The organism is Hyunsoonleella aestuarii (assembly GCF_006148925.1).
Taxonomy (GTDB): Bacteria; Bacteroidota; Bacteroidia; order Flavobacteriales; family Flavobacteriaceae; genus Algibacter_D; species Algibacter_D aestuarii.
The window spans coordinates 2,064,745-2,090,015 of the sequence record NZ_VAWB01000001.1 but is presented as its reverse complement, the minus strand read 5'-3'; the positions used below and the strand labels follow the sequence as shown (position 1 = coordinate 2,090,015).

Below are 25,271 nucleotides of genomic sequence, written 5' to 3'. Positions count from 1 at the left end.
TTTGTTTGTTTAATTGCAATATTGATAAATTGTAAGGACTAAATTTGCTATATGACTATCAAACTGCTAGCTATTGGAAAAACTGATAATAAGGAACTTGTGTCACTAATTGAGGATTATAAAAAAAGATTAGGGTTTTATATCAAATTCACTTTGGAGATAATTCCGGACATAAAAAAAGTTAAGAATTTAAGTCAAGCGCAACAGAAAGAAAAAGAAGGTGAATTAATTTTAAATAAAATTAACACTACGGACGTACTGATTCTTCTTGATGAAAAAGGGAAAGAACTAAATTCAATAAGTTTTTCCAATTACTTACAAAAACACATGAATTCTGGCATTAAGCAACTTGTTTTTGTTATTGGTGGCCCTTATGGTTTTTCTCAAGAGGTATTAAAAAAAGCGAATGGGAAAATATCATTATCTAAAATGACATTTTCCCATCAAATGATTCGCTTATTTTTTGTTGAGCAGCTTTATAGAGGTTTTACAATTTTACGAAATGAACCTTATCATCATCATTAATGCGCTTTATAAACCTGTTTGCGCTTTTTAAGTTGTCTTTCTAAGTCATTAATTGTTTCTCTAACAGACACTTCAAAATTCCGTTCATTTGATGTAGCGAATATTCTTGGTCCGGGTAAGCTCAATTCTATATTACAAATCTTTCCATTAATAGGCTCTTTTTCATCTTTCTTAAAATGAACAGATGCACTTATTAAAAATTCATATTTATTTGATAATTTCTCTAACTTCTTTTCGGTAAAAACTGATAACGTATCGCTTTTATCTACTCCTACATACTGAAAATTCACTGTCATATTTATTAGTTTTAAATTATATACTCAAATTTAATAAACACTTAATCCATCAAAGATGATTTATGTCATTTAAATATAGATTTAACTATAATAATCACATTATTTTACTTTATAAAACCACTTCACTGACTGACTCATTCTTATTTAACATTTTACGAGCCTCTTCTAAACCTGTCAATGCTCTTAATCGTTTTGTTCCTTTCTTTAAAGCTTTTTCAAAATACGTAACAGCTTCTTCTGGTCTGTTTTTTTCCGTTAAATATTGACCATACAATTCGTTTGAAGGTACCATAATGTTTGGTGGTCCATAGCTATAAATTAAAGCATCTTCTAGCTTACATGATTCTAATAATAGCTCTTCTGTTTTTAATTGGTCATTTGTCAATAATGCAGCTAATGCTTGCAACTGCTTACTCATAACTCCGGCTGTCTGAACATCCTTTCTAGTTGGAATTGATCTATCAGCTGATGCACATAAACTAAACCCCTTACTTGCATTGTCAACCAAAAGTGATTCTTTATTTATTTTAGTATTTAATTCAGAAATTACAGAATTTAACTTTTCTAATTTTTTCTTATTATACGCCTTCATACCATCAATAAAATGATTCTGAGCTATAATCATGATATTTGTTCCAGAGGCATCTAGTTCAATATCTGCAATAGGATGATTCCAAAGACCAGTTTCTGCCAAAAATGTTCCTTTTAAAAATACCATATGAACGCGAGCTCTTTTTGATGGGTTTTCGCTGCAATACTTTTTCATATCCCAAACCATTTTTTCAGCTTTATCTACCTCTCCTCTTTGTAAATAGCCATATTGCAACCAATGAAAAGCATGATATCCTCGAGCATTATTATCAAGCTCTTTCTCTTCCATACGCTTAACGCTAGCTTGATAAGAATCAATATTTGAATCTACAACTTGATCCCACATGCCTAGTGCCACATAAATATGAGACGGCATATGCAGCGCATGACTTGCGTCTGGTGCAACCTTAGCATACGCATCAGCGGCATCAAGCGCCAAATGTGCATGTCCAGGGTCGTCATAGGAATGAATTAAATAATGTAAAGCCCCTGGATGTTGTGAGTTATTTTCTAAAACTTTGTTCGCAATTAAAGCCCCGGCACCATAAATAGAATCGTTTCTACCTCCAGATGCAGAACCGAGCAATGATAGGGCGTAAAAAGCAGCTATTTCATTATTATCGGAATAGTTGTCGTATAAATTGCTCATATGCTTCATATAAGCTTTGTCTCTTTCCTTTTTGGGTATTTTTTTGGTATATAAAATTTCAACGGCTTCCACTAGCCCTTCCTCAACAGAAGTCAATTTAATTTTATTTCGAACACCCTTCATTTTTTCTACTACATTCGAAGCTTCTTCAAAGTTTTGCTCACGCCATAAACTATGGTTATAAGTCATTGCTTCTCCCCAATAGGCCATAACCATTTTAGGATCTAATTTTTGAGCTTGCTGAAATGCTTCTCGGGCATCTATATATTCAAAACTGTGCAGTAGCAAAAGTCCCCTTTCAAATTGAGGAATAGCCATTTCCTTTCCGGTTACGTTAAAATCTATCACACCCAAATCTTCAAGCTGAGGTGCTTTCTTTTTACAAGAGAACACCAAAATGATAACTAATAAAACTAAATTTTGCCTCATTTTAAATAAATTTATTTAACAATTCTTGAATATGGAGCTACGTTAAAGATACTAAATATTTTAAGCTTGGTTCGAGAGGGTATGAAAAGAATTAACATAAATATTTTGTTAAAAACAAAATTCACCTATTTTTATTTTTGTTTCCAAAAAAGTTATTATGCATCTCGTATTCGCTACAAATAATCTTAATAAATTAAAAGAGGTTCAAGCTCTAGTTCCAGAATATATTAAACTTTTAAGTCTTGCAGATATTAATTGTAACGAAGATATTCCAGAAACAATGAATACCATTGAAGGTAACGCTATGCAAAAGGCTAATTATATAAAAACACATTACGGTCATGACTGTTTTGCAGACGATACTGGATTAGAGGTAGAAGAGCTCAATGGAGATCCAGGTGTGCATTCTGCACGTTATGCTGGTGTAGAAAGGAATGCCGATGACAATATTAATAAATTATTAAATGAGTTGGGAGATAACACCAATAGAAAAGCACAATTTAAGACTGTAGTAGCATTGACTCGAAATGATAGAATTTACACCTTTACGGGAATATGTTCTGGTGAAATAACAAAAAAGAGATATGGTACTAAAGGATTTGGTTACGACCCAATTTTTAAACCAAATGGACATCATCAAACATTCGCCGAAATGGATCTAAGAACTAAGAATAAAATTGGACACAGAGGTAAAGCAGTATCACAACTTGTGGAATTTCTAAGTAACTAAAATTAAATCTCAAAAAGTTAGACACCATCTTGCTTGTTTATATTCTTTATGGTACTTTTAATTTATGACAGAAGAAGCGATAGAAAAAGAGAACGCGGCAATTACCAAAGCTTATAAAGAGTTATTAAAAGTAAGTTACAGAACGCTTTCTAGTGATGACAAAAAACTTATTCGTAAAGCTTTTGATGTCGCGCTCGATGGGCATAGAGAACAACGCCGAAAATCTGGAGAAGCTTATATTTTCCATCCAATTGCTGTTGCTCGAATTGTAGCTCAAGAGATTGGTTTGGATGCAACTTCAATAGCCGCCGCACTACTTCATGATGTTGTTGAGGACAGTGATGATTATTCCATAGATGATATTGAACAGCTTTTTGGTGAAACCATTGCAAAAATTGTAAACGGACTGACAAAAATTTCCTCACTAAGCAAAGGGCAAGATATGGATGTCTCACTGCAAGCCGAGAATTTCAGAAAAATGCTTCTTACACTTAATGATGATGTTCGTGTTATTATTATCAAAATTGCCGATAGACTTCATAACATGCAAACCATGGATGCTATGCGTCCAGACAAACAGGTAAAAATAGCATCTGAAACCTTATATATTTATGCTCCTCTAGCCCACAGAATTGGACTCTATAATATCAAAACTGAACTTGAAGATTTAGGTTTAAAATATACCGAACCTGAAGTTTATAATGATATTTTAAATAAGATAAAAGAGAGCAAGCAAGAACAAGACAAGTACATTGTTCAGTTTAGTGAAGTTATTGAGAACTCTTTGAATAAAGAGAATATGAGTTACACCATTAAAGGAAGACCCAAATCTATTTTTTCTATTAGAAAAAAAATGTTGAATCAAGGTGTTTCTTTTGATGAAGTCTATGATAAATTCGCGATTCGTATCATATATGAAAGTGATGAGATTAATGAAAAATTCCTAGCATGGAAAATTTATTCCATTGTTACAGATCATTTTAGACCAAACCCAATAAGACTACGTGATTGGATTTCTTCACCTAAATCGACTGGTTATGAAGCATTACACATAACGGTTATGGGGCCTAAGGGACGTTGGGTTGAAGTACAAATTCGTAGTCAGCGTATGAACGAAATTGCAGAAAAAGGTTACGCTGCACATTACAAATACAAACAAAATGGAGAACGTGAGGATAATCTTGAAAGCTGGATTAATCGTTTACAGGAAGCATTGGAAAGTCCACAGCTAAATGCGGTGGATTTTGTTGAACAATTTAAGCTTAATCTTTATTCGCAAGAAATTTTCGTGTTTACTCCAAAAGGCGAACTAAAATCTTTACCTAAAGGTGCTACGGCTTTAGATTTTGCATTTAGTATTCATACCGAAGTAGGAATGAAAACACGAGGCGCAAAAGTCAATGGTAAATTGGTACCATTAAGCCATATACTGCAAAGTGGCGATCAGGTAGATATATTAACTGCAGAATCGGCAAGACCTAATCCCAACTGGCTCGATTATTCAACCACAGCTCGAGCTCGAGCTAAAATAAAATCTGCATTAAAAGAAGATCGTAAAATTGTTGGTGAAGACGGTAAAGAAATCTTAAGAAGAAAACTCAAACAACTTAAAATTGCTTTAAACGAAGAGAGCGTTAACGAGTTAGTGCGTTATTTTAAACTTAAAACAAGCTTAGACCTGTTTTATCGTATTGGTATTGGTTCGATAGATAATAAAATGCTTAAAGATTATGCTTCTTCTAGAAGTAATGCCTTTATGAGTTTTATTAAAAGTAAAATTAACCGAAAAACAACTATTTCTAGGGAAGAACTAGAAAAAGAAGAGGTTACAGCTAATTATGATTCTATTGTTTTTGGTAAAGAAGAAGAAAAATTAGACTACAAACTATCCAACTGTTGTAATCCCATCCCTGGCGATGAAGTTTTTGGTTTTCTAACAGTTGCCGATGGTATTAAGGTGCATAAAAAGAATTGTCCAAATGCTCTAAGCTTACAATCAAACTATGCCTACAGAATCATGCCTGCTAAATGGGTCGATTCCACTCAGCAAGAGTTTTTGGTAAAATTAGAAGTATCGGGTATAGATCATTTAGGCCTTGTAAATGAAATAACACAGATAATTTCTTCAAATATGCATGTTAATATGAAAAGCCTAAGTTTTGAAACCAATGACGGTCTTTTTTCTGGTAAAATTAATGTAATTGTAAAGAACAATACTATGCTAAAAAGACTACAGGAAAAACTTAAGAAAATTAATGGTATTGATAAAGTTACTAGAGTGTAAAAAAAGTGTAAATTTGCGTCGAAATTATGAGTACGAAATCCGATACCAAAAACCAAGACATCGTTAAAAGTGTATTTACTAGCTTTTTAGAAACTAATGGGCATCGTAAAACACCCGAGCGATACGCTATACTTCAAGAAATATACAATAACACTGAACACTTTGATATAGAGTCTCTATATCTTAGTATGAAAAACAAAAAATATCGCGTATCAAGGGCTACACTTTATAATACTATAGAATTACTTCTCGACTGTGGGCTTGTTAGAAAACATCAGTTTGGACAAAATCAAGCGCATTACGAAAAATCTTATTTCGATAGACAGCATGACCATGTTATTTTAACAGATACAGGCGAAGTTATAGAGTTTTGTGACCCTAGAATACAATCCATCAAGAAAACGATTGAAGAAGTTTTTGATATCGAAATTAATAACCACTCACTTTACTTTTACGGAAACAGAAAATCAACCAAATAATTTAATTTTACAATGGCAGTAGATTTACTACTAGGACTACAATGGGGAGACGAAGGCAAGGGGAAAATTGTTGATGTACTAACCAATAATTACAATATTATTGCACGTTTTCAAGGCGGACCAAATGCAGGACATACTCTAGTATTTAATGGAAGAAAACATGTACTTCATACTATCCCATCTGGAATTTTTCATGATGAAGCTACAAATTTAGTGGGTAATGGTGTTGTTATAGACCCTGTTATTTTTAAAGGCGAATTAGATAAACTAGCTGAGCAAAATGTAGACTATAAAAATTCCTTACTTATTTCTCGTAAAGCTCATATCATACTGCCTACACATCGCTTATTAGACGCTGCTAGTGAAGCTTCTAAAGGAAAAGCGAAAATTGGTTCTACACTTAAAGGTATTGGTCCAACGTACATGGATAAAACTGGAAGAAATGGTATTCGTGTTGGAGATTTAGAGTTAGCAAATTGGAAAGAGCGTTATAGAACATTGGCAGATAAGCATGAATCGATGATTGCTTATTATGATGTTGAAATAGAATACGATTTAAAAGAATTAGAAACAGAATTCTTTAAAGCCGTAGAGGTATTAAAATCCTTAAAGTTTATAGATTCTGAAGAGTATATATATCAAGCACAAAAATCTGGTAAGACTATATTGGCTGAAGGAGCTCAAGGTTCATTATTAGATATTGATTTTGGAACATATCCTTTTGTAACATCTAGTAATACAACTGCAGCTGGAGCTTGCACTGGCCTTGGTGTTGCACCAAATCAAATTGGTGATGTTTTTGGGATTTTTAAAGCTTATACAACACGTGTTGGTTCTGGTCCATTCCCTACCGAATTGTTCGATGAAGATGGAGAAACTATGGCAAGAGTTGGTAACGAATTTGGAGCCACAACTGGTCGCCCAAGACGTTGTGGATGGCTAGATCTTGTTGCTTTAAAATATGCCTGTCAAGTAAATGGCGTAACGCAATTAATGATGATGAAAGGTGACGTGCTTTCAGGGTTTAAAACCTTAAAAGTTTGTACTTCATATAAATACAAAGGAAACGTTATAGAACATTTACCTTACAATATAGAGCCAGAAAATGTTGAACCAATTTATTCAGAGTTTAGTGGTTGGAATGAAGACCTAACAGCTATGTCTGAAACATCGCAACTACCGCAGGCTTTAAATCATTACATTGAATTTTTAGAAAAAGAACTAGAAATTCCTATTACTATTGTTTCTGTTGGACCAGACAGAAAACAAACTATTTTCAGAAATTAAGGTTTATAATTTTTATAAACGAACGCTTCAAACTATTTTGGAGCGTTTTTTGTTTCAGAATACTTAAACATTATTTTAATCGTTATTTTTGCTTCAAATCAAAATATATTGAATTCCACTTTTCGCTTATTTACTATACTCATTGTTGCATTATTTTTTGCATTTCATTCTGTAGCTCAAAGCAAAAAAAAGATTGAAATTAAATACTCGGGTTTTTTAAATGTTGATGAAGTTAATTATCCAGGGGCTAAAATATTAACTCGCGATGATTCTGAGCAGGTCCATATTGCACACGAAAGCATAAATATGTGGTGTGATAAAGCTATTCATTACAGCAGTGATAATTTCATTGAAGCTTACGGTAACGTAAAAATGATCCAAGGTGACACCATTAACATGAATTCTAAATATGTTGAATACAGTGGTAAAACCAAACTCGCCTTTGCAAGTGGCGAAGTAATATTAACAGACCCTAATTCAACCATAACATCAGACACCCTCTACTTTGATCGTATTAAACAAGAAGCCTTTTACAGGTCGGGTGGAACCGTTGTAAAAGATTCATCCGGTACGATAACAAGTAAAGTTGGTAGATATTACATGAACTTAAAAAAGTATCAATTTGTTCATGATGTTGTTTTAGTTAATCCAGATGCAACTATAAACTCAAACTATTTCGATTTCTATTCCGATACCGGACATGCTTATTTGTATGGTCCATCAACTATTGTAACAGAAGAAAGTAAAACTTACTGTGAAAAAGGGTTTTATGATACCGAAAACAAGGTTGGTTACGCTGTTAAAAAATCTAGAATTAATTATGATAACAGAATCATAGAAGGTGATAGCCTATACTTTGATAATAATATAAATTTCTCATCTGCTACAAATAATATAAAAGTTACAGATACTATAAACAATAGTGTTGTCAAGGGACATTACGCCGAAGTTTTTAGAGGTGAAGAAAAGGACTCTTTATTCATAACTAAACGCGCATTAGCGATTACTGTTCAAGAAAAAGATTCATTATATATACACGCCGACACATTAATGGTAACGGGGAAGCCTGAAAAACGCATCACCAGAGCTTTTAGAAATGTAAAAATGTACAAGTCAGATATGAGTGGGAAGTCTGATTCTGTTCATGTAGACCATGAAACAGGTTTAATGAAATTTATTAATATTTCTAAATTTTCTTCTCCAGATCAATTTGCAACTGTGAGAAAACCTATTATTTGGAATATAAAAAATCAAATTACTGGTGACACGATTCACTTAAAATCGAATCCTGAAACTGAAAAAATCGATTCACTAATTGTTTTTGAAAATGCGTTTCTTATTAGCCGGGATACGCTAGATGCTGGTTATAACCAAATTTCTGGAAGACGATTAATTGGTTTATTTGATGATAATAATGATTTAAATCAAGTCGATATTATTAAAAATGCTCAATCCATTTACTACTTTAGAAATGACGAAGGTAAGTTGGTAGGAATAGATAAATCTAAATCTGGAAGTATTAAAATATTGCTCAGTGAAAAAGAAATTAATGAAGTGAGAAAACTAAATCAAATTGATGGTGATATTTATCCTGATAATGAGTTTCCCGAAAATCAAAAACTATTAAAAGGCTTCGATTGGCGTGAAGATGAACGTCCATTAGGAGTTGAAGATTTGTTTAGTGACGACCCTCCTTTAGAATTACCTATTATTAAAGGATTAGACGACTACATTCCTCAAGAAGAGTTTTTTGATGAAAATATGCTGGAACGGATTAATAAAGCTGATAAAGAATCAACAAGCAACGAGAAACCAAAAGCATCCAGAAACCTTCCAAAAACAGCTAGAATTAAGAATACGGCCTTGAAAGCTAAAAAAAATAAATTAATAGCACCTAAGACCAGTCAATAGCTAGTATGACCTCCGATTTCTTTAAATATCAGGCGCAAACAACACCACATCCGTTGGCAATGGAAATCTCCCATGCAGAAGGATGTTACATATATGATACCAAAGGAAAAGCACATTTAGATTTTGTCGCGGGCGTTTCAGCATGTCCACTCGGACATAATCATCCTAAAGTTATAAAAGCAATAAAAGACCAGCTTGACAAGTATTTACATGTTATGGTTTATGGTGAGTACATACAAAAACCGGCGGTTGAACTCACCAAACTTCTTTCGAAACACCTTCCCGAGTCATTAAAAAAAACATATTTAACCAATTCTGGCACCGAGGCCATTGAAGGAGCTTTAAAACTAGCAAGACGAGCAACTGGTAGAAGTGAAATAATAGCGGCAAAAAATGCCTATCACGGAAATACCATTGGAGCTTTAAGTATCATGGGGTTTGAAGAACGTAAACAAGCCTTTAGACCATTGTTACCAGATGTACGTTTTATTACATTCAACAATGCAGCAGAATTATCTCTAATAACAAATAAGACTGCCGCAGTTATTTTAGAAACTATTCAAGGTGGAGCTGGATTTATAGAACCAAAAGAAGATTACCTACATAAAGTAAGAGAACAATGTGATAAAGTTGGAGCACTCTTGATTTTAGATGAAATTCAACCTGGAGTTGGACGCACTGGAAAACTCTTTGGCTACGAGCATTATAATTGTATCCCAGATATTTTAGTAACTGGAAAAGGATTAGGCGGGGGAATGCCAATTGGTGCTTTTACAGCATCGCAAGAACTTATGGACTGTCTAATGGAAAACCCAAAATTAGGTCATATAACCACATTTGGGGGACATCCAGTAATAGCGTCTTCAGCACTGGCAACTTTAAAGGAGATAACCGAAAGCAGTTTAATGCAACAGACCTTAGAAAAAGAAAAACTATTGCGCACGCTTCTTGTGCATCCACATATTTCCGAAATTAGAGGAAAAGGACTTATGCTATCTCTAATTATGAATTCATCAGAACTTGCTAATGCTTTAATTCTTCAAACTAAAGAACGAGGTTTAATATTGTTTTGGCTTCTTTTTGAACCAAAAGCAGTAAGAATAACTCCACCACTAACCATTTCAAATGAAGAAATTGAGGAAGGATGTCGTATCATTCTTAGTGTTTTAAATAATATTAAGCAACAAAATTCTACTTCAATCTTCTGACAATCAAATAAAAACAGTTAACACAAGCATATTGTTCATTACTTTGTTAAAAACAATTGCCGAACATACACCAAAAAAAAGAATAGAACCTTAAATTTATTGAAGTAGAAACTTACTTATTGTGCCTATGGAGTTTAGTCATAACGACAACAACAACTTGCCACTTTCTAAATTTGAATCGATGTTAAAAACGAATAATGTTTTATTCTTCGATTCTGAAGAGTTTGAAAACATCATTCATCACTACCTAAATCAAGGTAAAATTGCGCTAGCTAAAAAAGCTATAAAATTAGGACTTAGTCAACATCCTACCTCCATAAATTTACGTCTTTTCAAAGTTGAAGTTTGTGTTTTTGAGGATAAATTAATTGAAGCAAACGAACTTCTAAATGTACTTTACAGTCTTGACCCTATGAATGAGGAAATCTTCATTCAGAAAGCCAATATACTTTCTAAACAAGACGAGCATCTAAAAGCTATTGACGTTTTAAAAAAGGCTCTGGAACTTACCGATGATGTTGTAGATATTTATTCATTAATTGGTATGGAATATCTGTTCTTAGATTCATTTGAAGACGCTAAAACATATTTCATGCGATGTTTAGAAGTAGATATTAAAGACTATTCAGCACTTTATAATATTATTTACTGTTTCGATTTCCTTGAGCAGCATTCAGATGCTATCGATTATTTAAATATATTCTTAGATAAGAATCCATATTGTGAAGTTGCATGGCATCAATTAGGAAAACAGTACTATGAGTTAAAAAAATATGAAAAATCTTTAACCGCTTTTGATTTTGCAATTATTTCAGATGACTCTTTTGTAGGTGCCTATTTAGAGCGCGGAAAAGTTTTAGAAAAACTAAAAAGGTATAATGAGGCGATAGAAAATTATAGTATTACCCTAAAGCTTGATGACCCTACTTCATATGCTTTACTTCGCATTGGCAATTGCTATGAGAAATTACAAAATGATGATTTAGCAGTTCAATATTACTATAAAACCGTGCATGAAGATCCTTTATTGGATAAAGGTTGGATTGCTATTACCAAATTTTACAACCGTAAAAAAAATTACCAAAAAGCGTTATACTATATAAATAAAGCGATTAATATAGATGCCGAGAATGTAATCTATTGGAAACTTTACTCTCAAATTAATCAGCGTTTAAATTTTTATGAAGAAGCCGAACGTGGGTTTAAAAAAACTCTAGAATTAGGTAATTATGAACTCAACACTTGGTTGTCTCGTGGTGATCTTCTAATAAAATTAGGCGAATTAGAAGCAGCTGTTTATAACTTTGAGCAAGCTGTAGAGTTTTATCCAGAAAATGCCGAATTAGAATATCGATTAGCTGGTTTATATTTTGCCCTTAATGAAAGTGACAAAGGCACCTTTCATTTAAAAAATGGCATCCGTTTCAATGAAGATTATGGATTCATTATTGAAGAACTTTTTCCCGAAGTTGCAAACAAAATTCTCGTTAAAAATTTACTAAAAGCAAATCTTTAAGGCAACGTTGTTCTAAAATGTATACCTTTGATTTTCGTTTAAAACCATGATATGCAAAGACGTTTGCTAGATTATATTATAATTTCTTTAAAAGGAGTTGCCATGGGTGCTGCCGATGTCGTTCCAGGAGTTTCTGGCGGAACCATTGCCTTCATTTCTGGTATCTATGAAGAATTAATCACCTCACTAAACAACATCAATTTTTCACTACTTAAAACTTTAAAAAATGATGGATTAAAAGCTGCATGGATTAAATTAAACGGCAACTTTTTATTAGCATTATTTGTTGGCATAGGAATAAGCGTCCTATCCCTTGCCAAGGGATTAGAATGGGTATTACACCATCACCCCATATTAATTTGGTCTTTCTTTTTTGGACTCGTTTTAGCAAGTATTATATTTGTTGGAAAGCAAATTAAAAAATGGACTGTTGCGGTTATTATTGGCTTAATTACTGGAGCATTAGTAGCTTATTATATTACAACAATTCCTTCATTAGCAAGCTCTAATTCTAGTAGCCTATTTTTATTTTTTGCTGGAGCTTTAGCCATTTGTGCCATGATTTTACCTGGTATTTCGGGAGCTTTTATTTTAGTTTTACTTGGTGCATATCAACCAGTTTTAGAAGCTTTGAATAATAAAGACATAAAAACTATTTTAATAATTGGCATGGGAGCCATTGTAGGATTGCTATCTTTTTCAAAACTTTTAAAATGGTTATTCAAAAATTACCATAATCTAACTTTGGCTATTTTAACAGGATTTATTTTAGGATCATTAAACAAAATATGGCCTTGGAAAAGGGTACTTAGTTATCGTACAAATTCAAAAGGTATTAAGGAGCCTTTTTTAGAAGAAAGTATCTCCCCGTTTTCTTTTGATGGTGACCATCAAATTACATTTGCTATAGCTTTAATGGTTGTTGGTTTTTTAACTATTTTTATTCTAGAAAAAATAGGTTCTAAAAAACAGTAATGCAAAGTACACGAACATTTACCGATAAACTTTTTTTAATTTTAAAGGGGTTAGGCATGGGAGCTGCCAATAAAGTTCCAGGAGTCTCTGGTGGTGTTGTGGCTTTTGTTGCCGGGTTTTACGAGGAATTTATTTACTCACTTCAAAAGGTTAACGGAAAAGCCTTCAAACTCCTCATTAACAGGCGTTTTAAAAGTTTTTTCTACTACATAAATGGTCGTTTTTTGAGTTTGCTTTTCTTCGGAATGATAGTGAGCTATTTTAGTGTTTCTAAAATTTTAGATTACTTAATTGAGCATTACGAATTATTTGTTTGGAGCGTTTTCTTCGGAATGATTATAGGCTCAATTTATTACATTAATAAAGATTTTAAAGATTGGAACTCAAAAACATTATTAGTTTTAGTAATAGGTATTATTATAGGTGTGGGAATTAGTTTTTTAGACCCTGCTAAGGAAAATGACAACCTCTGGTTTGTGTTCTTTTGTGGAATTATAAGTGTTTCGGGAATGACACTACCTGGTTTTTCAGGCTCTTTCATCCTCATTCTTTTGGGTAATTACGTATTATTACTTGTAGACTCAGTGAATGCTTTGTTTGATACTTTTTCAGATCTTTTACGTGGTGATTTCAGTTTTACAGCAAATTCAGAACGCTTAAGAATGATAAAGGTTTTAGTCGTTTTCACCTTAGGTTCTGTAACTGGTTTGGTAACATTTTCACATGTTTTAAATTATATTTTGAAACATTACAAAAACATCACGCTTTCAGCTATTATCGGCTTTATTATTGGTTCCTTAGGTGTAGTTTGGCCCTGGAAGAAAACCATTTATAAAAAGGATGAAGGTATTTATTTATTAGATTCAACGGGTGAAAAAATCATAGAAAACTACCAAAGGTATGTACCAAAATTAGAATTGGAAACTTTCTATGCCATAGCTTTTATTTTACTTGGAATTGTTATTGTTCTAGCATTAGAAGCTTATGGAAAAAATACAAGAAAACAGCATGCATAAATTAGGACTTTTAGGTAAAAACATATCTTATTCTTTTTCAAAAGATTACTTTAAAAAGAAATTTATTAATGAAGGCATTAAGGACGTAACCTATCAGAATTTCGATATAGAAGACATTTCATTATTCCCTTCTATAATAAGAAATACTAAAGATTTAAAAGGCATGAACGTTACTATACCTTATAAAGAATCCGTTATTCCTTATTTAGACAAATTAAATCAAAAAGCAAAAGCAATTGGAGCAGTTAATACTATAAAAATTACTAACAAAGGTAAATTGGTTGGCTATAATACCGATTGTTATGGATTTAAAAATTCTATCCAGCCTTACTTATCCAAAATGCATAAATCTGCATTAATTCTAGGAACTGGCGGAGCTAGTAAAGCTGTAATTTACACTTTACAAAAACTCGGTATTAAATGCAATTACGTATCTAGAACCAAATCTTCAAAAGTATGTTTTACTTATTCAGATTTAAATGAAGACGTCATTAAAGAACATCTTGTTATTGTAAATTGTACACCGGTCGGTACCTTCCCAAATATTAATGACTGTCCTGATATTCCATACGAAGCCATTACCTCAAATCATATTTTATATGATTTAATTTACAATCCAAATCAAACAAAATTTTTAAAGTATGGCACAGAGAAAAAAGCAATAACTATAAACGGTTTGAATATGTTAAAGCTTCAAGCCGAAAAGGCATGGTCTATTTGGAATATTGCATAAAAAACCCTCAATAAAAAGATTTAAACCGCTTCTCCGCTTTGTAAATATTGGAGTTGTTAGTATCTTTAGACTTTATAGCGCACATTTTTAACGACCCTAAACATTTTTATAATGTCTGAGATTGATAACCTGCAAAAAGCAGAAGGAGAACAAAAAGAATTAAATACAGATTTAAATAAACCAGAAAATCAAGAACTTACTGGCGACACTAATTTAGATTTGAAGAACACATCAGAAATTGAAGAGAGCCCTCAACCGGATACTGATGAGTCGACAATTACTACCGAAGATTCAAATAATTCTGATGATTTAGAAGACAACCAAGAATCAGATGAAGTTATTGATGAAATAGAAGCTTCAAATGCCGAGGATGCTGAAGATGAAGGTAACAAAGACCGCCATAAAATTGAAGTAAAGGAATACGATAAAATGTCGTTAGAGTCCTTAGCAATTGAGCTAGAGAAGCTTTTAAAGTCTGAAAAAATTCAAGCTATAAGATCACATGTTGATAATATCAATAGTGAATTCAAAACTAAATTTCAAGCATTAATTGACGAAAAAAAAGCCGATTTCTTAGCTGATGGCGGTAATGAAATTGATTTTTACTACTCCTCTCCTGTTCAAAAAAGATATAAAACTGCTTACAGAGAATACCGAAACAAATTAAACGAGCACTATAAAAGTCTTGAGAAAAATTTAAAAGAAAATTTAGCCAACAAACTTGAGATTATTGAGGAGTTAAAAGGATTAATAAATGTAGAAGAAAATATAAACACTACATACAAACATTTTAAAGAACTACAAGAACGTTGGAGAAACACAGGTGCAATTCCGCGAGACAAGTACAACAACGCATGGAATAGTTATCATCATCATGTAGAAATATTTTACGATTTTTTACATTTAAACAGAGACCTTCGCGATTTAGATTTTAAGCATAACTTAGAAAAAAAGCTTAAAATTATTGAACGTGCGGAAGAGTTAGCACAAAGTGATAATATCCCTAGTACCTTTAGGGAACTTCAAGAACTTCACAAAATGTGGAAAGAAGAACTTGGTCCTGTTGGAAAGGAACATCGTGAAGTTATATGGGAACGGTTTAAAGCGGCAACAAAATTAATTAATGATAAACGTCAACTCTATTTTAAAGAAATAGATAAAGTTTACGAGAAAAATCTAGAGAAAAAAGAAGAGATTATTTCTAAAATTAATGAAATAGCTGCAGAAAAAGTAAACTCGCATGGTGCATGGCAAAAAAAGATTAAAGAAATAGAATCCTTAAGAAACGATTTTTTCAATGCAGGCAAAGTTCCAATAAAAGTAAATGAAGCAACTTGGGCAAAATTTAAAGATGCGGTTAGAGCCTTTAACAGAAACAAAAATGCCTTCTACAAGGGATTAAAAAAAGAACAATATCAAAACCTTCAGAAAAAATTAGAATTAATTAAAATTGCTGAAGATAACAAAGACAGTGAAGATATAGAGGTAACCACTGCTTTAATGAAAAAAATACAAAGTGATTGGAAAAAAATTGGTCATGTTCCTCGAAAAGACAGCGATAAAATCTGGAAGCAATTTAAAGCTGCATGTAACCATTATTTTGATAAACTTCATACAGAACGTAATGCTTCCAATAAGGTTGAGTTAGACGCCTTTAACAGTAAGTACGAATTGTTAGATTCTTTGAAATCCTTAAAACTATCTGGTGATAAAATTAAAGATTTAGAAACCATAAATGCTCAGGTTACATCTTGGAAATCGATTGGTCGCGTACCTTATAACAAACGTTATATTGAAGGTAAATTCCATAAAACAATAGATTCTTTATTCTCGAAATTAGACATGGACAAGAACGAAGTCGAAATGATAAAGTTTGAGAATAAATTGGAAAATCTAAACAGCTCTGACAATAAAAGAGATCTCGATAATGAACATTCATTTATTCGAAAGAAAATTGATGAAGTAAAGCATCAAATTAATCAGTTAGAGAATAATCTACAGTTTTTCACGAATGTAGATGATGATAATCCACTAGTTAAAGAGGTACATACAAACATAAAAAATCATAAAGAGTCTTTAGAACTTTGGACTAGCAAATTGGACAAAATTAAGAAGCTATATTAGAAATATTTTTATAGTTTTTTAGCTTCTTCCCAAAATACATCCATTTCAGCTAAGGTCATGTCTTTAAGGGATTTATTCATAATTTTCGCTTTACTTTCAAGATATTGAAAACGTTTAGAAAATTTTTTATTAGTGCGTTCTAAAGCATTTTCTGGGTTTATATTTAAGAATCTAGCGTAGTTAACCATAGAAAATAACACATCACCAAATTCGGTTTCCATGGCTTCTTGATTTCCTGAAGTGACTTCAGTTTTAAATTCAATTAACTCTTCTTCTACTTTTTCCCAAACTTGGTTGGGTTCTTCCCAATCAAAACCAACCCCTGCTACTTTATCTTGAATCCTATTGGCCTTAACTAATGCAGGTAAACTCTTTGGTACACCTTCTAAAACGCTTTTCTTACCTTCCTTTAATTTTAGATTTTCCCAATTTCGTTTTACATCATCTTCGTTTTCAACTTTAACATCGCTATAGATATGTGGGTGTCTATCAACTAGTTTGTCGCAAATACTATGACATACATCAGCGATATCAAAATCGTTGGTTTCACTTCCTATTTTAGAATAAAATACAATATGCAGTAACACATCTCCCAGCTCCTTTTTTATTTCACTTAAATCGTGATCTAAAATAGCATCACCAAGCTCATACGTTTCCTCTATAGTAAGGTGACGTAAGCTTTCCATAGTTTGTTTTTTATCCCACGGACATTGTTCTCGCAACTCGTCCATAATGGTTAATAACCTATCAAAAGCTTTAAGCTGGTCTTGTCTTGAATTCATTTCGAAAATTTTGGTAAAAATACAATTTTGACAGTCTGAATGTTGAAGAAAATAATTAATTTACATAAATTCAATTATCATTAAAGAATTATTTTAATTAATTTATGAGGTAAACTTAAAATGAAGCTAACAATTTACTTTACTTTTTTATTATCATCCTTTTTCGGTTTTAGTCAAAACAAATTTATTTTTAAAGAAAATGGTTTAACTCCAAAAGTCATTTCATCTAATATTGTTCGCTTAACTGAAAATGAAATACATAAAAAATCTCTCGAGTGGATTAAAATAACTCCTAAAAATATTAATCTCGCATCTCATCTCTCAAATAATAACAATACTATATATTTAAATGGGCTTGAAGACAATGCCATACGCGTAGGTAAGCAATTCTATCATTTGAAGTACACAGTAAAAATTAGGTTTGAGCAAGGTAAATACAACTTTGAGCCAATACTAATTCAAACAAAGTTAAATAGTAAGTACGATTTAGGATGGACAGATTTTAACATCAAAAGCGGTTCTTCTTTTTTTAAAAATGGAAGAATTATTAAAAAAACACAATCCTATGTTAAAGATATTCCAGCTATACTCAATAAATTAAATAACGATTTAAATAATTATTTAAAAATAAATAGCGGTAAAGAGTGATTTTTTTAATAAGCCTTAAACTTTATTAAATCTCAACAAAAACCTTATTTGATTAAATAAAAAATCCAGCCTCTAACGACTGGATATTTTAATTATATAGACTTAAAAATTAAGCGTTCTGTTTCTTAATTAAATTAAGAGCTGACCCTTCATTATACCAAGCGATTTGAGAATCGTTGTACGTATGATTCAGTTTGATAGTATCTTTAGATCCATCTTGGTGAATTACTTCCAACGTTAATTGTTTTCCTGGAGCAAACTCATTTAAATCTATGAAGTTGAATGTATCATCTTCTTGAATTAAGTCGTAATCGGTTTCATTAGCAAAGGTTAAACCTAGCATCCCTTGTTTCTTAAGGTTTGTTTCATGAATACGTGCAAACGACTTAACAATTACCGCTGCGACACCAAGGTGTCTTGGTTGCATTGCAGCATGCTCTCTGGAAGATCCTTCACCATAGTTGTGATCTCCAATAACAACTGTTTTAATACCTGCTGCTTTGTATTGACGCTGTACATCTGGCACACCGCCATACTCTCCTGTTAATTGGTTTTTAACAAAATTAGTTTTTTGATTAAATGCATTTACTGCTCCAATTAATGTGTTATTTGCAATATTATCTAAATGCCCTCTAAAACGCAACCATGGACCTGCCATAGAAATATGGTCGGTGGTGCATTTTCCAAAAGCTTTAATTAATAATTTAGCTCCAGTGATTGAGTCTCCTAATGGTACAAATGGTGTTAATAATTGCAAACGTTCTGAACTGTCATTTACAACAACATTTACATGACTTCCATCTGCTTCAGGAGCTAAATACCCATTATCCTTAACATCGAAACCTTTTGGTGGCAACTCCCATCCTGTTGGTTCATCTAGCATCACTTCTTCTCCATTCTCGTTAATTAACTTATCTTTTAACGGATTAAAGTCTAAACGACCAGCTATAGCTATTGCGGCAGTTAACTCTGGAGACGCTACAAAAGCATGTGTATTTGGGTTACCATCAGCACGTTTTGCAAAGTTTCTATTAAACGAATGCACGATACTGTTTTTTGGCGCATTTTTAGGATCGCTATATCTTGCCCACTGACCAATACACGGTCCACAAGCATTTGTAAATATTTTAGCATCCAATTTTTCGAATACCTCAAGAATTCCGTCACGCTCTGCTGTATAACGCACTTGCTCAGATCCTGGGTTAATACCAAATTCTGCTTTTGTTTTTAATCCTTTATCTAAGGCTTGTTGTGCAATAGAAGAGGCTCTCGATAAATCTTCGTAAGATGAATTCGTACAAGATCCTATTAGACCCCACTCTACTTTAATTGGCCAATCGTTAACTTTTGCCTTCTCAGTCATAGCAGAACCAACTTCTGTAGATAAATCTGGAGTAAAAGGTCCATTTAATAACGGTCCTAATTCAGACAGGTTAATTTCAATCACTTGATCAAAATATTGTTCTGGGTTATCATAAACCTCAGGATCAGCAGTTAAATAATCTTTCACAGCGTTTGCTGCATCAGCTACATCTTCTCTATCTGTCGCTCTTAAATAGCGTTCCATAGAATCATCATAACCAAATGTAGATGTCGTTGCACCTATTTCAGCACCCATGTTACAAATGGTTCCTTTACCAGTACATGACATAGCCGTAGCTCCAGGTCCAAAATATTCTACTATAGCTCCAGTTCCTCCTTTTACAGTTAGAATTTCAGCTACTTTTAATATAACATCTTTAGGCGCGGTCCATCCAGAAAGTTTTCCAGTTAATTTAACCCCAATTAACTTAGGAAACTTTAATTCCCAAGCCATACCTGCCATAACATCAACAGCATCTGCACCACCAACACCAATGGCAACCATACCTAAACCACCTGCATTTACAGTGTGAGAATCCGTACCAATCATCATACCTCCAGGGAAAGCATAATTTTCTAAAACCACTTGATGAATAATACCAGCTCCTGGCTTCCAAAATCCAATACCATATTTGTTCGATACAGACTCTAAAAAGTTAAAAACTTCGCTACTTACATTATTGGCATGTTTTAAATCAGTTGCAGCACCTTCTTTCGCTTGAATTAAGTGGTCGCAATGTACCGTTGTAGGCACAGCAACCTTACTCTTTCCTGCTTGCATAAACTGTAACAGCGCCATTTGTGCTGTTGCATCCTGACATGCAATTCTATCTGGAGCAAAATCTACATAATCCTTTCCTCTCTCAAATGCCTTGGTTGGATTCCCATCCCATAAGTGATTATACAATATTTTTTCAGAAAGTGTTAATGGTTTACCAACTACTTCACGCGCCTTGTCAACACGCTCTGCCATCTTGCTGTAAACACCCTTAATCATATCGATGTCAAATGCCATATTCTATATTTTAAATGGTTGAAATTTTAAAGTGATGCAAAGTACAAAATTAATGCAAAGAATTAAAAATTAACATAGCAATACAAAGCCTATTTATATTAATTTATTATTGTTCTATTATAATTTGATATGATTTAATTTATTTCAGTTTTTAAAGTTAAAAACTATCTAATTATCAACTTAATTCTTTAAAAATGATTTAATACATTTTGAATCTCTTAAATTGGTAATTGGTCTTTCAAAAAACAAGTAAATTCCCTTTGATAAAAAATAAGTAAGAAGCAAATAAAGTATTAAGCATGCTATGCGTTGAAATAGATTCATACTTTGAAAATCTAAAAGTAACTGCATAATGTATAGAATGAAGGTGTAATGCAAGAGATACATAGCATAGGAATATAAGCTTACACGTTGAATAAAATTAGACATTACCTTTTTGGGTGGTTTTAAATAATATAAAAATGGTAACATTAAACTTATCGCTATAGAGTTAAGTGGCAGGTATAACACATTCCAATAAAAGGGATAAGCTTCAATACGCATACCAATTAGCGGCAAAACAACTAAAACAAAAAACCAAAGAAACAAACCAACGACGAAAAGGTTTTTTCGATGTATTTCAATGACTGTTTTTCTCTCGTTAAAATAATATACTAAAATAAAACCGTAAAAAATAGCGTCTAACCTATAGATTACAATGGCTTTTAAATTCGAATTCCACAATTCTAAGGACTGTATATCATTGACTGTTTTTAAGTAATAATAAACCTTAGATCCTAGGAAAATTATTGATAAAAAAACTGAAACTCTTAAAAAGAACTTTTCTTTATTAATTGAACTTTTATTTAACATTTGATAAAAAATAAAAATACAAAAAGGAGCTAATAGGTACGCAAACTCCTCAACCGATAAACTCCAAGATTCTGGAAAGAATGGGATATGATAATCGGAGAAATTCTGGAGAAATAAAAAATACTTCCAAATGGTTTCGGGTAATTTAAAACCTATAATAAGTGCTACTATAATATTTACAATGAGCATTAAGTAATACAATGGCAAAGTTCTAAACCAGCGTCTTATCCAGAAATGAAGCATCTCTTTTTTAGAGAATTCTGTTGTTTCTAAAAGCCTTAAAAGTATACCACCAATCAAAAAACCGCTTAAAACAAAAAACACCTCTACACCCTGCACACCAAATACTTGTACGGCATTAATTAGAGTATTGTTATAACCTTGAAAAATATACAAAGCATGAGAACAAACAACCATAGCAATAGCCATCGCTCTCATTAGGTCCAGTCCAAATATTCTTGATTTTAAATTCATAAGATTATCTTGGAAATCTTCTATCTCTAAGTTTCAAAATAGGCCTTTCGAAATAAAGATATATAACATTAGAAACCACAGTTGTAACAAATAAAAATAACAATACTATTAGTGTTTTTTCGATTGGCCCCAAAACCTTTAAGTTCACCAACAACTCTATATTTAAAAGTACCAATGAATAATTCACTAAATATATGGCATAAGACCTTGTGCTTATAAACTCAACAATCTTTTTACCAAAAATGGTTCGCCTTAAATGTAAAAAATAAGGAAACAATAGCATTAAACTAAAGGCAACCATTTGCAAATACACCAATACATAGAACCACAAATGAGATTGAGGTAAGAGGTTAAAAACATAAATTATTACATGAAGCACGGCAAATACAACTAATCCCGCAATCAAGAATATATTTTTATTATATTCAAAATATGTTGGGAATTTTTTCATAAAGAAGACCGCAATAAACCCATAGTATATGCTATCCATTCTATAAATTACAACCTTTCTAAATGATAAACTCCAATCGTGATAATTCTCTACGGACGCATTAAAATTATAACTAAGTTTAAGCCCTGTTAATACCATAATTACTATAACTGTGCTTAGTAGAAACAGAAAAGGTTTGTTTTTATTCTTAAATGAAATTATCAAGAAAAAAATTAAAAAAGGCAACAGCAAATAGGCATATTCTTCTATTGACAAACTCCATGCTTCTGTGAAAAAATCAGGGTGTCCCCAAGAAAAATTTTGAATAAATAAACTGTATTGAAATAATTCTTTTGGTATCAATATACCAACCAGAAAAGCCACAATTATATTAAGACATAAAACTAGAAAATAATTAGGCAGCGTCCGCAACCAACGTCTTTTCCAAAACTTAAATAAAGCTGACCATTTCAAATCATCGGTATTTATAATTTTAAGTAAAATACCACCAATTAAATAACCACTTAAAACAAAAAACAAATCTACTCCTATGGCTCCTAAAATTCTAAATCCATCAATAAGCGTTGAAGTGCTATCTGGGAAAAGTAAAAAAGTAATATGAGATACAAGCACCAAACTAATAGCCAAAGCTCTTAAACAGTCTAAACCTAATAATCTAGAAAACGTTGGTGGTTGCATTAAAATATTAGTAATTTTGATTATAAATAAGACCTAGGTGACTTTAAAAAAGTGGCACAAAATCTCAATCCTTTTTCTAGTATTAATTGCTAGTATTGGTCTAATATACTATTTTAATTTATCTAACAGACATAAAGCAATTGTAAAAACTCGAACGCTTCATTTTTTAAAAATCATTGATTCCGATTGGCAAAAAACTAAAACTAATGAGCTTTTAAAATTCGAATCTCCAGACCTGCCTGTTGACGGTATTTATAAATCTATGGAAGGTCCAAAAGCCTTTAATTCCTTTTATTTAGACCAATCTAAACAAGATCTTTTATGGATGACAGGATTTAAAGTTGAAGCTAAAGATGGTAAAACAAATCAACAACGCTCAAATGATTTTGTCTGTCATATGAATGTTGATTATATAGAACAAGAACATCATGTGCGTTGGAACTTATTAGACAGAATAAATAGTCAATACCCCAGAGTTATTTCACTATCTCATGGCGTAGAATCGGTTGATTTCCCAGAAGGTTATGGTTTTCCTTTTTTTAGTGATGAACGATTTTTTGTCATTACGCAAGTACTTAATCATAATGTAAAAGATTCCATTTTTCTTGTAAAACATGATATTTCCATTAAATACAAAAAGGAAAAAACTATAAAACCGCTACTTCCAAAAACGGTATATATGATGTTACCCTTTGACGAAAATGATCCATATAGTATTGAAGGAAAAGATTTAGGGAAATCTTGTATTCCAGTTGAAACTAAAAACCATACCTATTTTGATAAAGATGGGCGAGCTCTTTCGGGTCATTGGAAACTATTTAAAGGAAAGCAATCTTTTTCGTTTGATGCTACCCAACAACTAGCTTTAAAAGACACCATGCGTTTACATCAAATCACACCTCATTTACATCCCTTTGCAGAACAGTTTGTTTTAAAAGACATAACATCGAATACTATAATTTATAAATGTGATGTAACGAATCATAAAGGAAAAATAGGCCTTACAAAAACGCCCACTTTTTCAAGTAAAGATGGCACTTTAATGTATCCCAATCATAAATATGAAATCACCTTATTGACGAATAATACAACCGACGAACTTCAAGACATGATGGCAAGTATGTTTCTCTTTTTTCATGACGAAGAAATGGAAATGAAAATTAGCGAATTTTACGATGAACGTTAATTTGGAATTTCAACCTGCCAAAAGGCTAAACTTACATGAACTATTGGCAGAATTAATTAAGAATAAATATTAAAACCGCTCGTGACAATTCAAAATTTATTTTTGGAACGTTATTAGAATAAACTTTTAATGATTGCCTCCTCAGTAATTCCTTCAGCTTCCGCTTTGTAGTTTTTAATTATTCGGTGTCTTAAAATACTGTGTGCTACTGCTTGCACATTTTCAATATCTGGTGAAAATTTACCATGAATGGCAGCATGAGTTTTTGCCGCTAAAATAAGGTTTTGTGAAGCTCTAGGGCCCGCGCCCCAATCAATATAATTTTTAACCAAGTCTACAGCTGCTTCACTATCCGGTCTTGTTTTACCAACTATAGAAACAGCATATTCTATAACATTATCTGCAACTGGAATACGACGGATAAGATGTTGAAAATCGATAATTTCTTGGGCTTCAAACAATGCATTCACTTTAGCCTGTGTATCAGTGGTTGTTGCTTTAACAACTTCAACTTCCTCACTAAATGAAGGATAACCTAAATTAATTGCAAACATAAAACGGTCTAACTGTGCTTCGGGCAAAGGATAAGTTCCTTCTTGTTCAATTGGGTTTTGAGTAGCCAATACAAAATAGGGCAAATCTAACTTATAATGATGTCCTGCCACAGTAACCGCACGTTCCTGCATAGCTTCTAATAAAGCTGCTTGTGTTTTAGGTGGTGTTCTGTTAATCTCGTCAGCTAAAATTATATTAGCAAAAATAGGTCCCTTTATAAACTTAAAATGCCTGTCTTCATCTAATATTTCACTACCAAGAATATCACTAGGCATTAAATCTGGTGTAAATTGAATACGCTTAAAGTTTAGTCCTAAAGCTTGTGCTATGGTATTAACCATTAAAGTTTTTGCCAATCCAGGAACACCTATAAGTAGAGAATGTCCACCTGAAAAAACAGAAATTAAAATTTGGTTTACTACGTCATCTTGTCCAACGATGACTTTAGCTATTTCTGTCTTTAATTCTTTATACTTATTTACAAATCTTTCAATTGCAGCAACATCAGACATAGA

At 32.3% G+C, this 25,271-nt stretch carries 21 protein-coding genes; 14 read left to right on the top strand and 7 right to left on the bottom strand.

Going from position 1 to position 25,271, the window contains the following annotated elements; all coding sequences use genetic code 11:
* Positions 1 to 51 precede the first annotated feature (51 nt).
* Positions 52 to 525 carry a 23S rRNA (pseudouridine(1915)-N(3))-methyltransferase RlmH gene (gene rlmH / locus FEF17_RS09490; RefSeq protein ID WP_139002087.1) on the top strand — a complete coding sequence of 158 codons (474 nt, stop codon included), beginning with the start codon at positions 52 to 54 and terminating at the stop codon, positions 523 to 525.
* Here rlmH and FEF17_RS09485 read toward each other — a convergent pair.
* A complete protein-coding gene (locus FEF17_RS09485) occupies positions 522 to 821 on the bottom strand; it encodes an HPF/RaiA family ribosome-associated protein (protein ID WP_139002086.1) in 300 nt (99 codons plus the stop codon). The two genes, rlmH and FEF17_RS09485, sit on opposite strands and share 4 nt — an antisense overlap.
* 109 nt (positions 822 to 930) lie before the next feature.
* A complete protein-coding gene (locus FEF17_RS09480; protein WP_139002085.1) occupies positions 931 to 2,490 on the bottom strand; it encodes a tetratricopeptide repeat protein in 1,560 nt (519 codons plus the stop codon).
* Between the two features lie 157 nt (positions 2,491 to 2,647).
* Between FEF17_RS09480 and FEF17_RS09475 the strand changes: the two genes are divergently transcribed.
* The 11 genes from FEF17_RS09475 (at position 2,648) to FEF17_RS09425 (ending at position 16,753) form a co-directional block, all read left to right on the top strand.
* Complete coding sequence (locus FEF17_RS09475; RefSeq protein ID WP_139002084.1) at positions 2,648 to 3,220, top strand: non-canonical purine NTP diphosphatase; 573 nt, start codon at positions 2,648 to 2,650, stop codon at positions 3,218 to 3,220.
* Positions 3,221 to 3,284: 64 nt separating this feature from the next.
* Entirely contained in the window at positions 3,285 to 5,504 is a 2,220-nt protein-coding gene (locus tag FEF17_RS09470) for a RelA/SpoT family protein (RefSeq protein ID WP_139002083.1), read from the top strand.
* A gap of 26 nt (positions 5,505 to 5,530) precedes the next feature.
* Positions 5,531 to 5,983, top strand: a complete 453-nt coding sequence (locus FEF17_RS09465; RefSeq protein WP_139002082.1) for a Fur family transcriptional regulator — start codon at positions 5,531 to 5,533, stop codon at positions 5,981 to 5,983.
* 12 nt (positions 5,984 to 5,995) lie between these two features.
* The gene (locus tag FEF17_RS09460; RefSeq protein WP_139002081.1) at positions 5,996 to 7,270 is read left to right on the top strand and encodes an adenylosuccinate synthase; all 1,275 of its coding nucleotides are present in this window, start codon (positions 5,996 to 5,998) and stop codon (positions 7,268 to 7,270) included.
* Between the two features lie 108 nt (positions 7,271 to 7,378).
* Positions 7,379 to 9,181, top strand: coding sequence for an OstA-like protein (locus FEF17_RS09455; RefSeq protein WP_246046822.1), 1,803 nt, complete (start codon positions 7,379 to 7,381; stop codon positions 9,179 to 9,181).
* Between the two features lie 5 nt (positions 9,182 to 9,186).
* Positions 9,187 to 10,389, top strand: coding sequence for an aspartate aminotransferase family protein (locus tag FEF17_RS09450; RefSeq protein WP_139002079.1), 1,203 nt, complete (start codon positions 9,187 to 9,189; stop codon positions 10,387 to 10,389).
* A 127-nt stretch (positions 10,390 to 10,516) separates the two neighbouring features.
* Entirely contained in the window at positions 10,517 to 11,905 is a 1,389-nt protein-coding gene (locus FEF17_RS09445; protein ID WP_139002078.1) for a tetratricopeptide repeat protein, read from the top strand.
* Positions 11,906 to 11,956: 51 nt separating this feature from the next.
* A complete protein-coding gene (locus tag FEF17_RS09440; RefSeq protein ID WP_139002077.1) occupies positions 11,957 to 12,880 on the top strand; it encodes a polyprenyl-phosphate transporter in 924 nt (307 codons plus the stop codon).
* Positions 12,880 to 13,896, top strand: a complete 1,017-nt coding sequence (locus FEF17_RS09435; RefSeq protein WP_139002076.1) for a DUF368 domain-containing protein — start codon at positions 12,880 to 12,882, stop codon at positions 13,894 to 13,896. The genes FEF17_RS09440 and FEF17_RS09435 overlap by 1 nt, the downstream gene beginning before the upstream one ends.
* The gene (locus tag FEF17_RS09430) at positions 13,865 to 14,629 is read left to right on the top strand and encodes a shikimate dehydrogenase family protein (protein WP_246046821.1); all 765 of its coding nucleotides are present in this window, start codon (positions 13,865 to 13,867) and stop codon (positions 14,627 to 14,629) included. The genes FEF17_RS09435 and FEF17_RS09430 overlap by 32 nt, the downstream gene beginning before the upstream one ends.
* Before the next feature lie 111 nt (positions 14,630 to 14,740).
* Positions 14,741 to 16,753 carry a DUF349 domain-containing protein gene (locus FEF17_RS09425; RefSeq protein WP_139002075.1) on the top strand — a complete coding sequence of 671 codons (2,013 nt, stop codon included), beginning with the start codon at positions 14,741 to 14,743 and terminating at the stop codon, positions 16,751 to 16,753.
* A gap of 8 nt (positions 16,754 to 16,761) precedes the next feature.
* Here the strand turns inward: FEF17_RS09425 and mazG are convergent, their stop codons facing one another.
* Positions 16,762 to 17,535, bottom strand: coding sequence for a nucleoside triphosphate pyrophosphohydrolase (gene mazG / locus FEF17_RS09420; protein WP_139002074.1), 774 nt, complete (start codon positions 17,533 to 17,535; stop codon positions 16,762 to 16,764).
* Positions 17,536 to 17,655: 120 nt separating this feature from the next.
* Between mazG and FEF17_RS09415 the strand changes: the two genes are divergently transcribed.
* Positions 17,656 to 18,183, top strand: a complete 528-nt coding sequence (locus FEF17_RS09415; RefSeq protein ID WP_139002073.1) for a hypothetical protein — start codon at positions 17,656 to 17,658, stop codon at positions 18,181 to 18,183.
* Positions 18,184 to 18,292: 109 nt separating this feature from the next.
* Here the strand turns inward: FEF17_RS09415 and FEF17_RS09410 are convergent, their stop codons facing one another.
* The 3 genes from FEF17_RS09410 to FEF17_RS09400 form a co-directional block, all read right to left on the bottom strand.
* Entirely contained in the window at positions 18,293 to 20,560 is a 2,268-nt protein-coding gene (locus FEF17_RS09410) for an aconitate hydratase (protein ID WP_139002072.1), read from the bottom strand.
* 180 nt (positions 20,561 to 20,740) lie between these two features.
* Positions 20,741 to 21,886, bottom strand: a complete 1,146-nt coding sequence (locus FEF17_RS09405) for an acyltransferase family protein (protein ID WP_139002071.1) — start codon at positions 21,884 to 21,886, stop codon at positions 20,741 to 20,743.
* Positions 21,887 to 21,890: 4 nt separating this feature from the next.
* Complete coding sequence (locus tag FEF17_RS09400; protein WP_139002070.1) at positions 21,891 to 23,015, bottom strand: acyltransferase family protein; 1,125 nt, start codon at positions 23,013 to 23,015, stop codon at positions 21,891 to 21,893.
* Between the two features lie 37 nt (positions 23,016 to 23,052).
* On the opposite strand from FEF17_RS09400, the gene FEF17_RS09395 reads away from it, so the two are divergent.
* Complete coding sequence (locus FEF17_RS09395; protein ID WP_139002069.1) at positions 23,053 to 24,201, top strand: hypothetical protein; 1,149 nt, start codon at positions 23,053 to 23,055, stop codon at positions 24,199 to 24,201.
* Positions 24,202 to 24,314: 113 nt separating this feature from the next.
* Here FEF17_RS09395 and FEF17_RS09390 read toward each other — a convergent pair whose 3' ends face one another.
* Positions 24,315 to 25,268, bottom strand: coding sequence for an AAA family ATPase (locus FEF17_RS09390; RefSeq protein ID WP_139002068.1), 954 nt, complete (start codon positions 25,266 to 25,268; stop codon positions 24,315 to 24,317).
* Between the last annotated feature and the right edge of the window lie 3 nt (positions 25,269 to 25,271).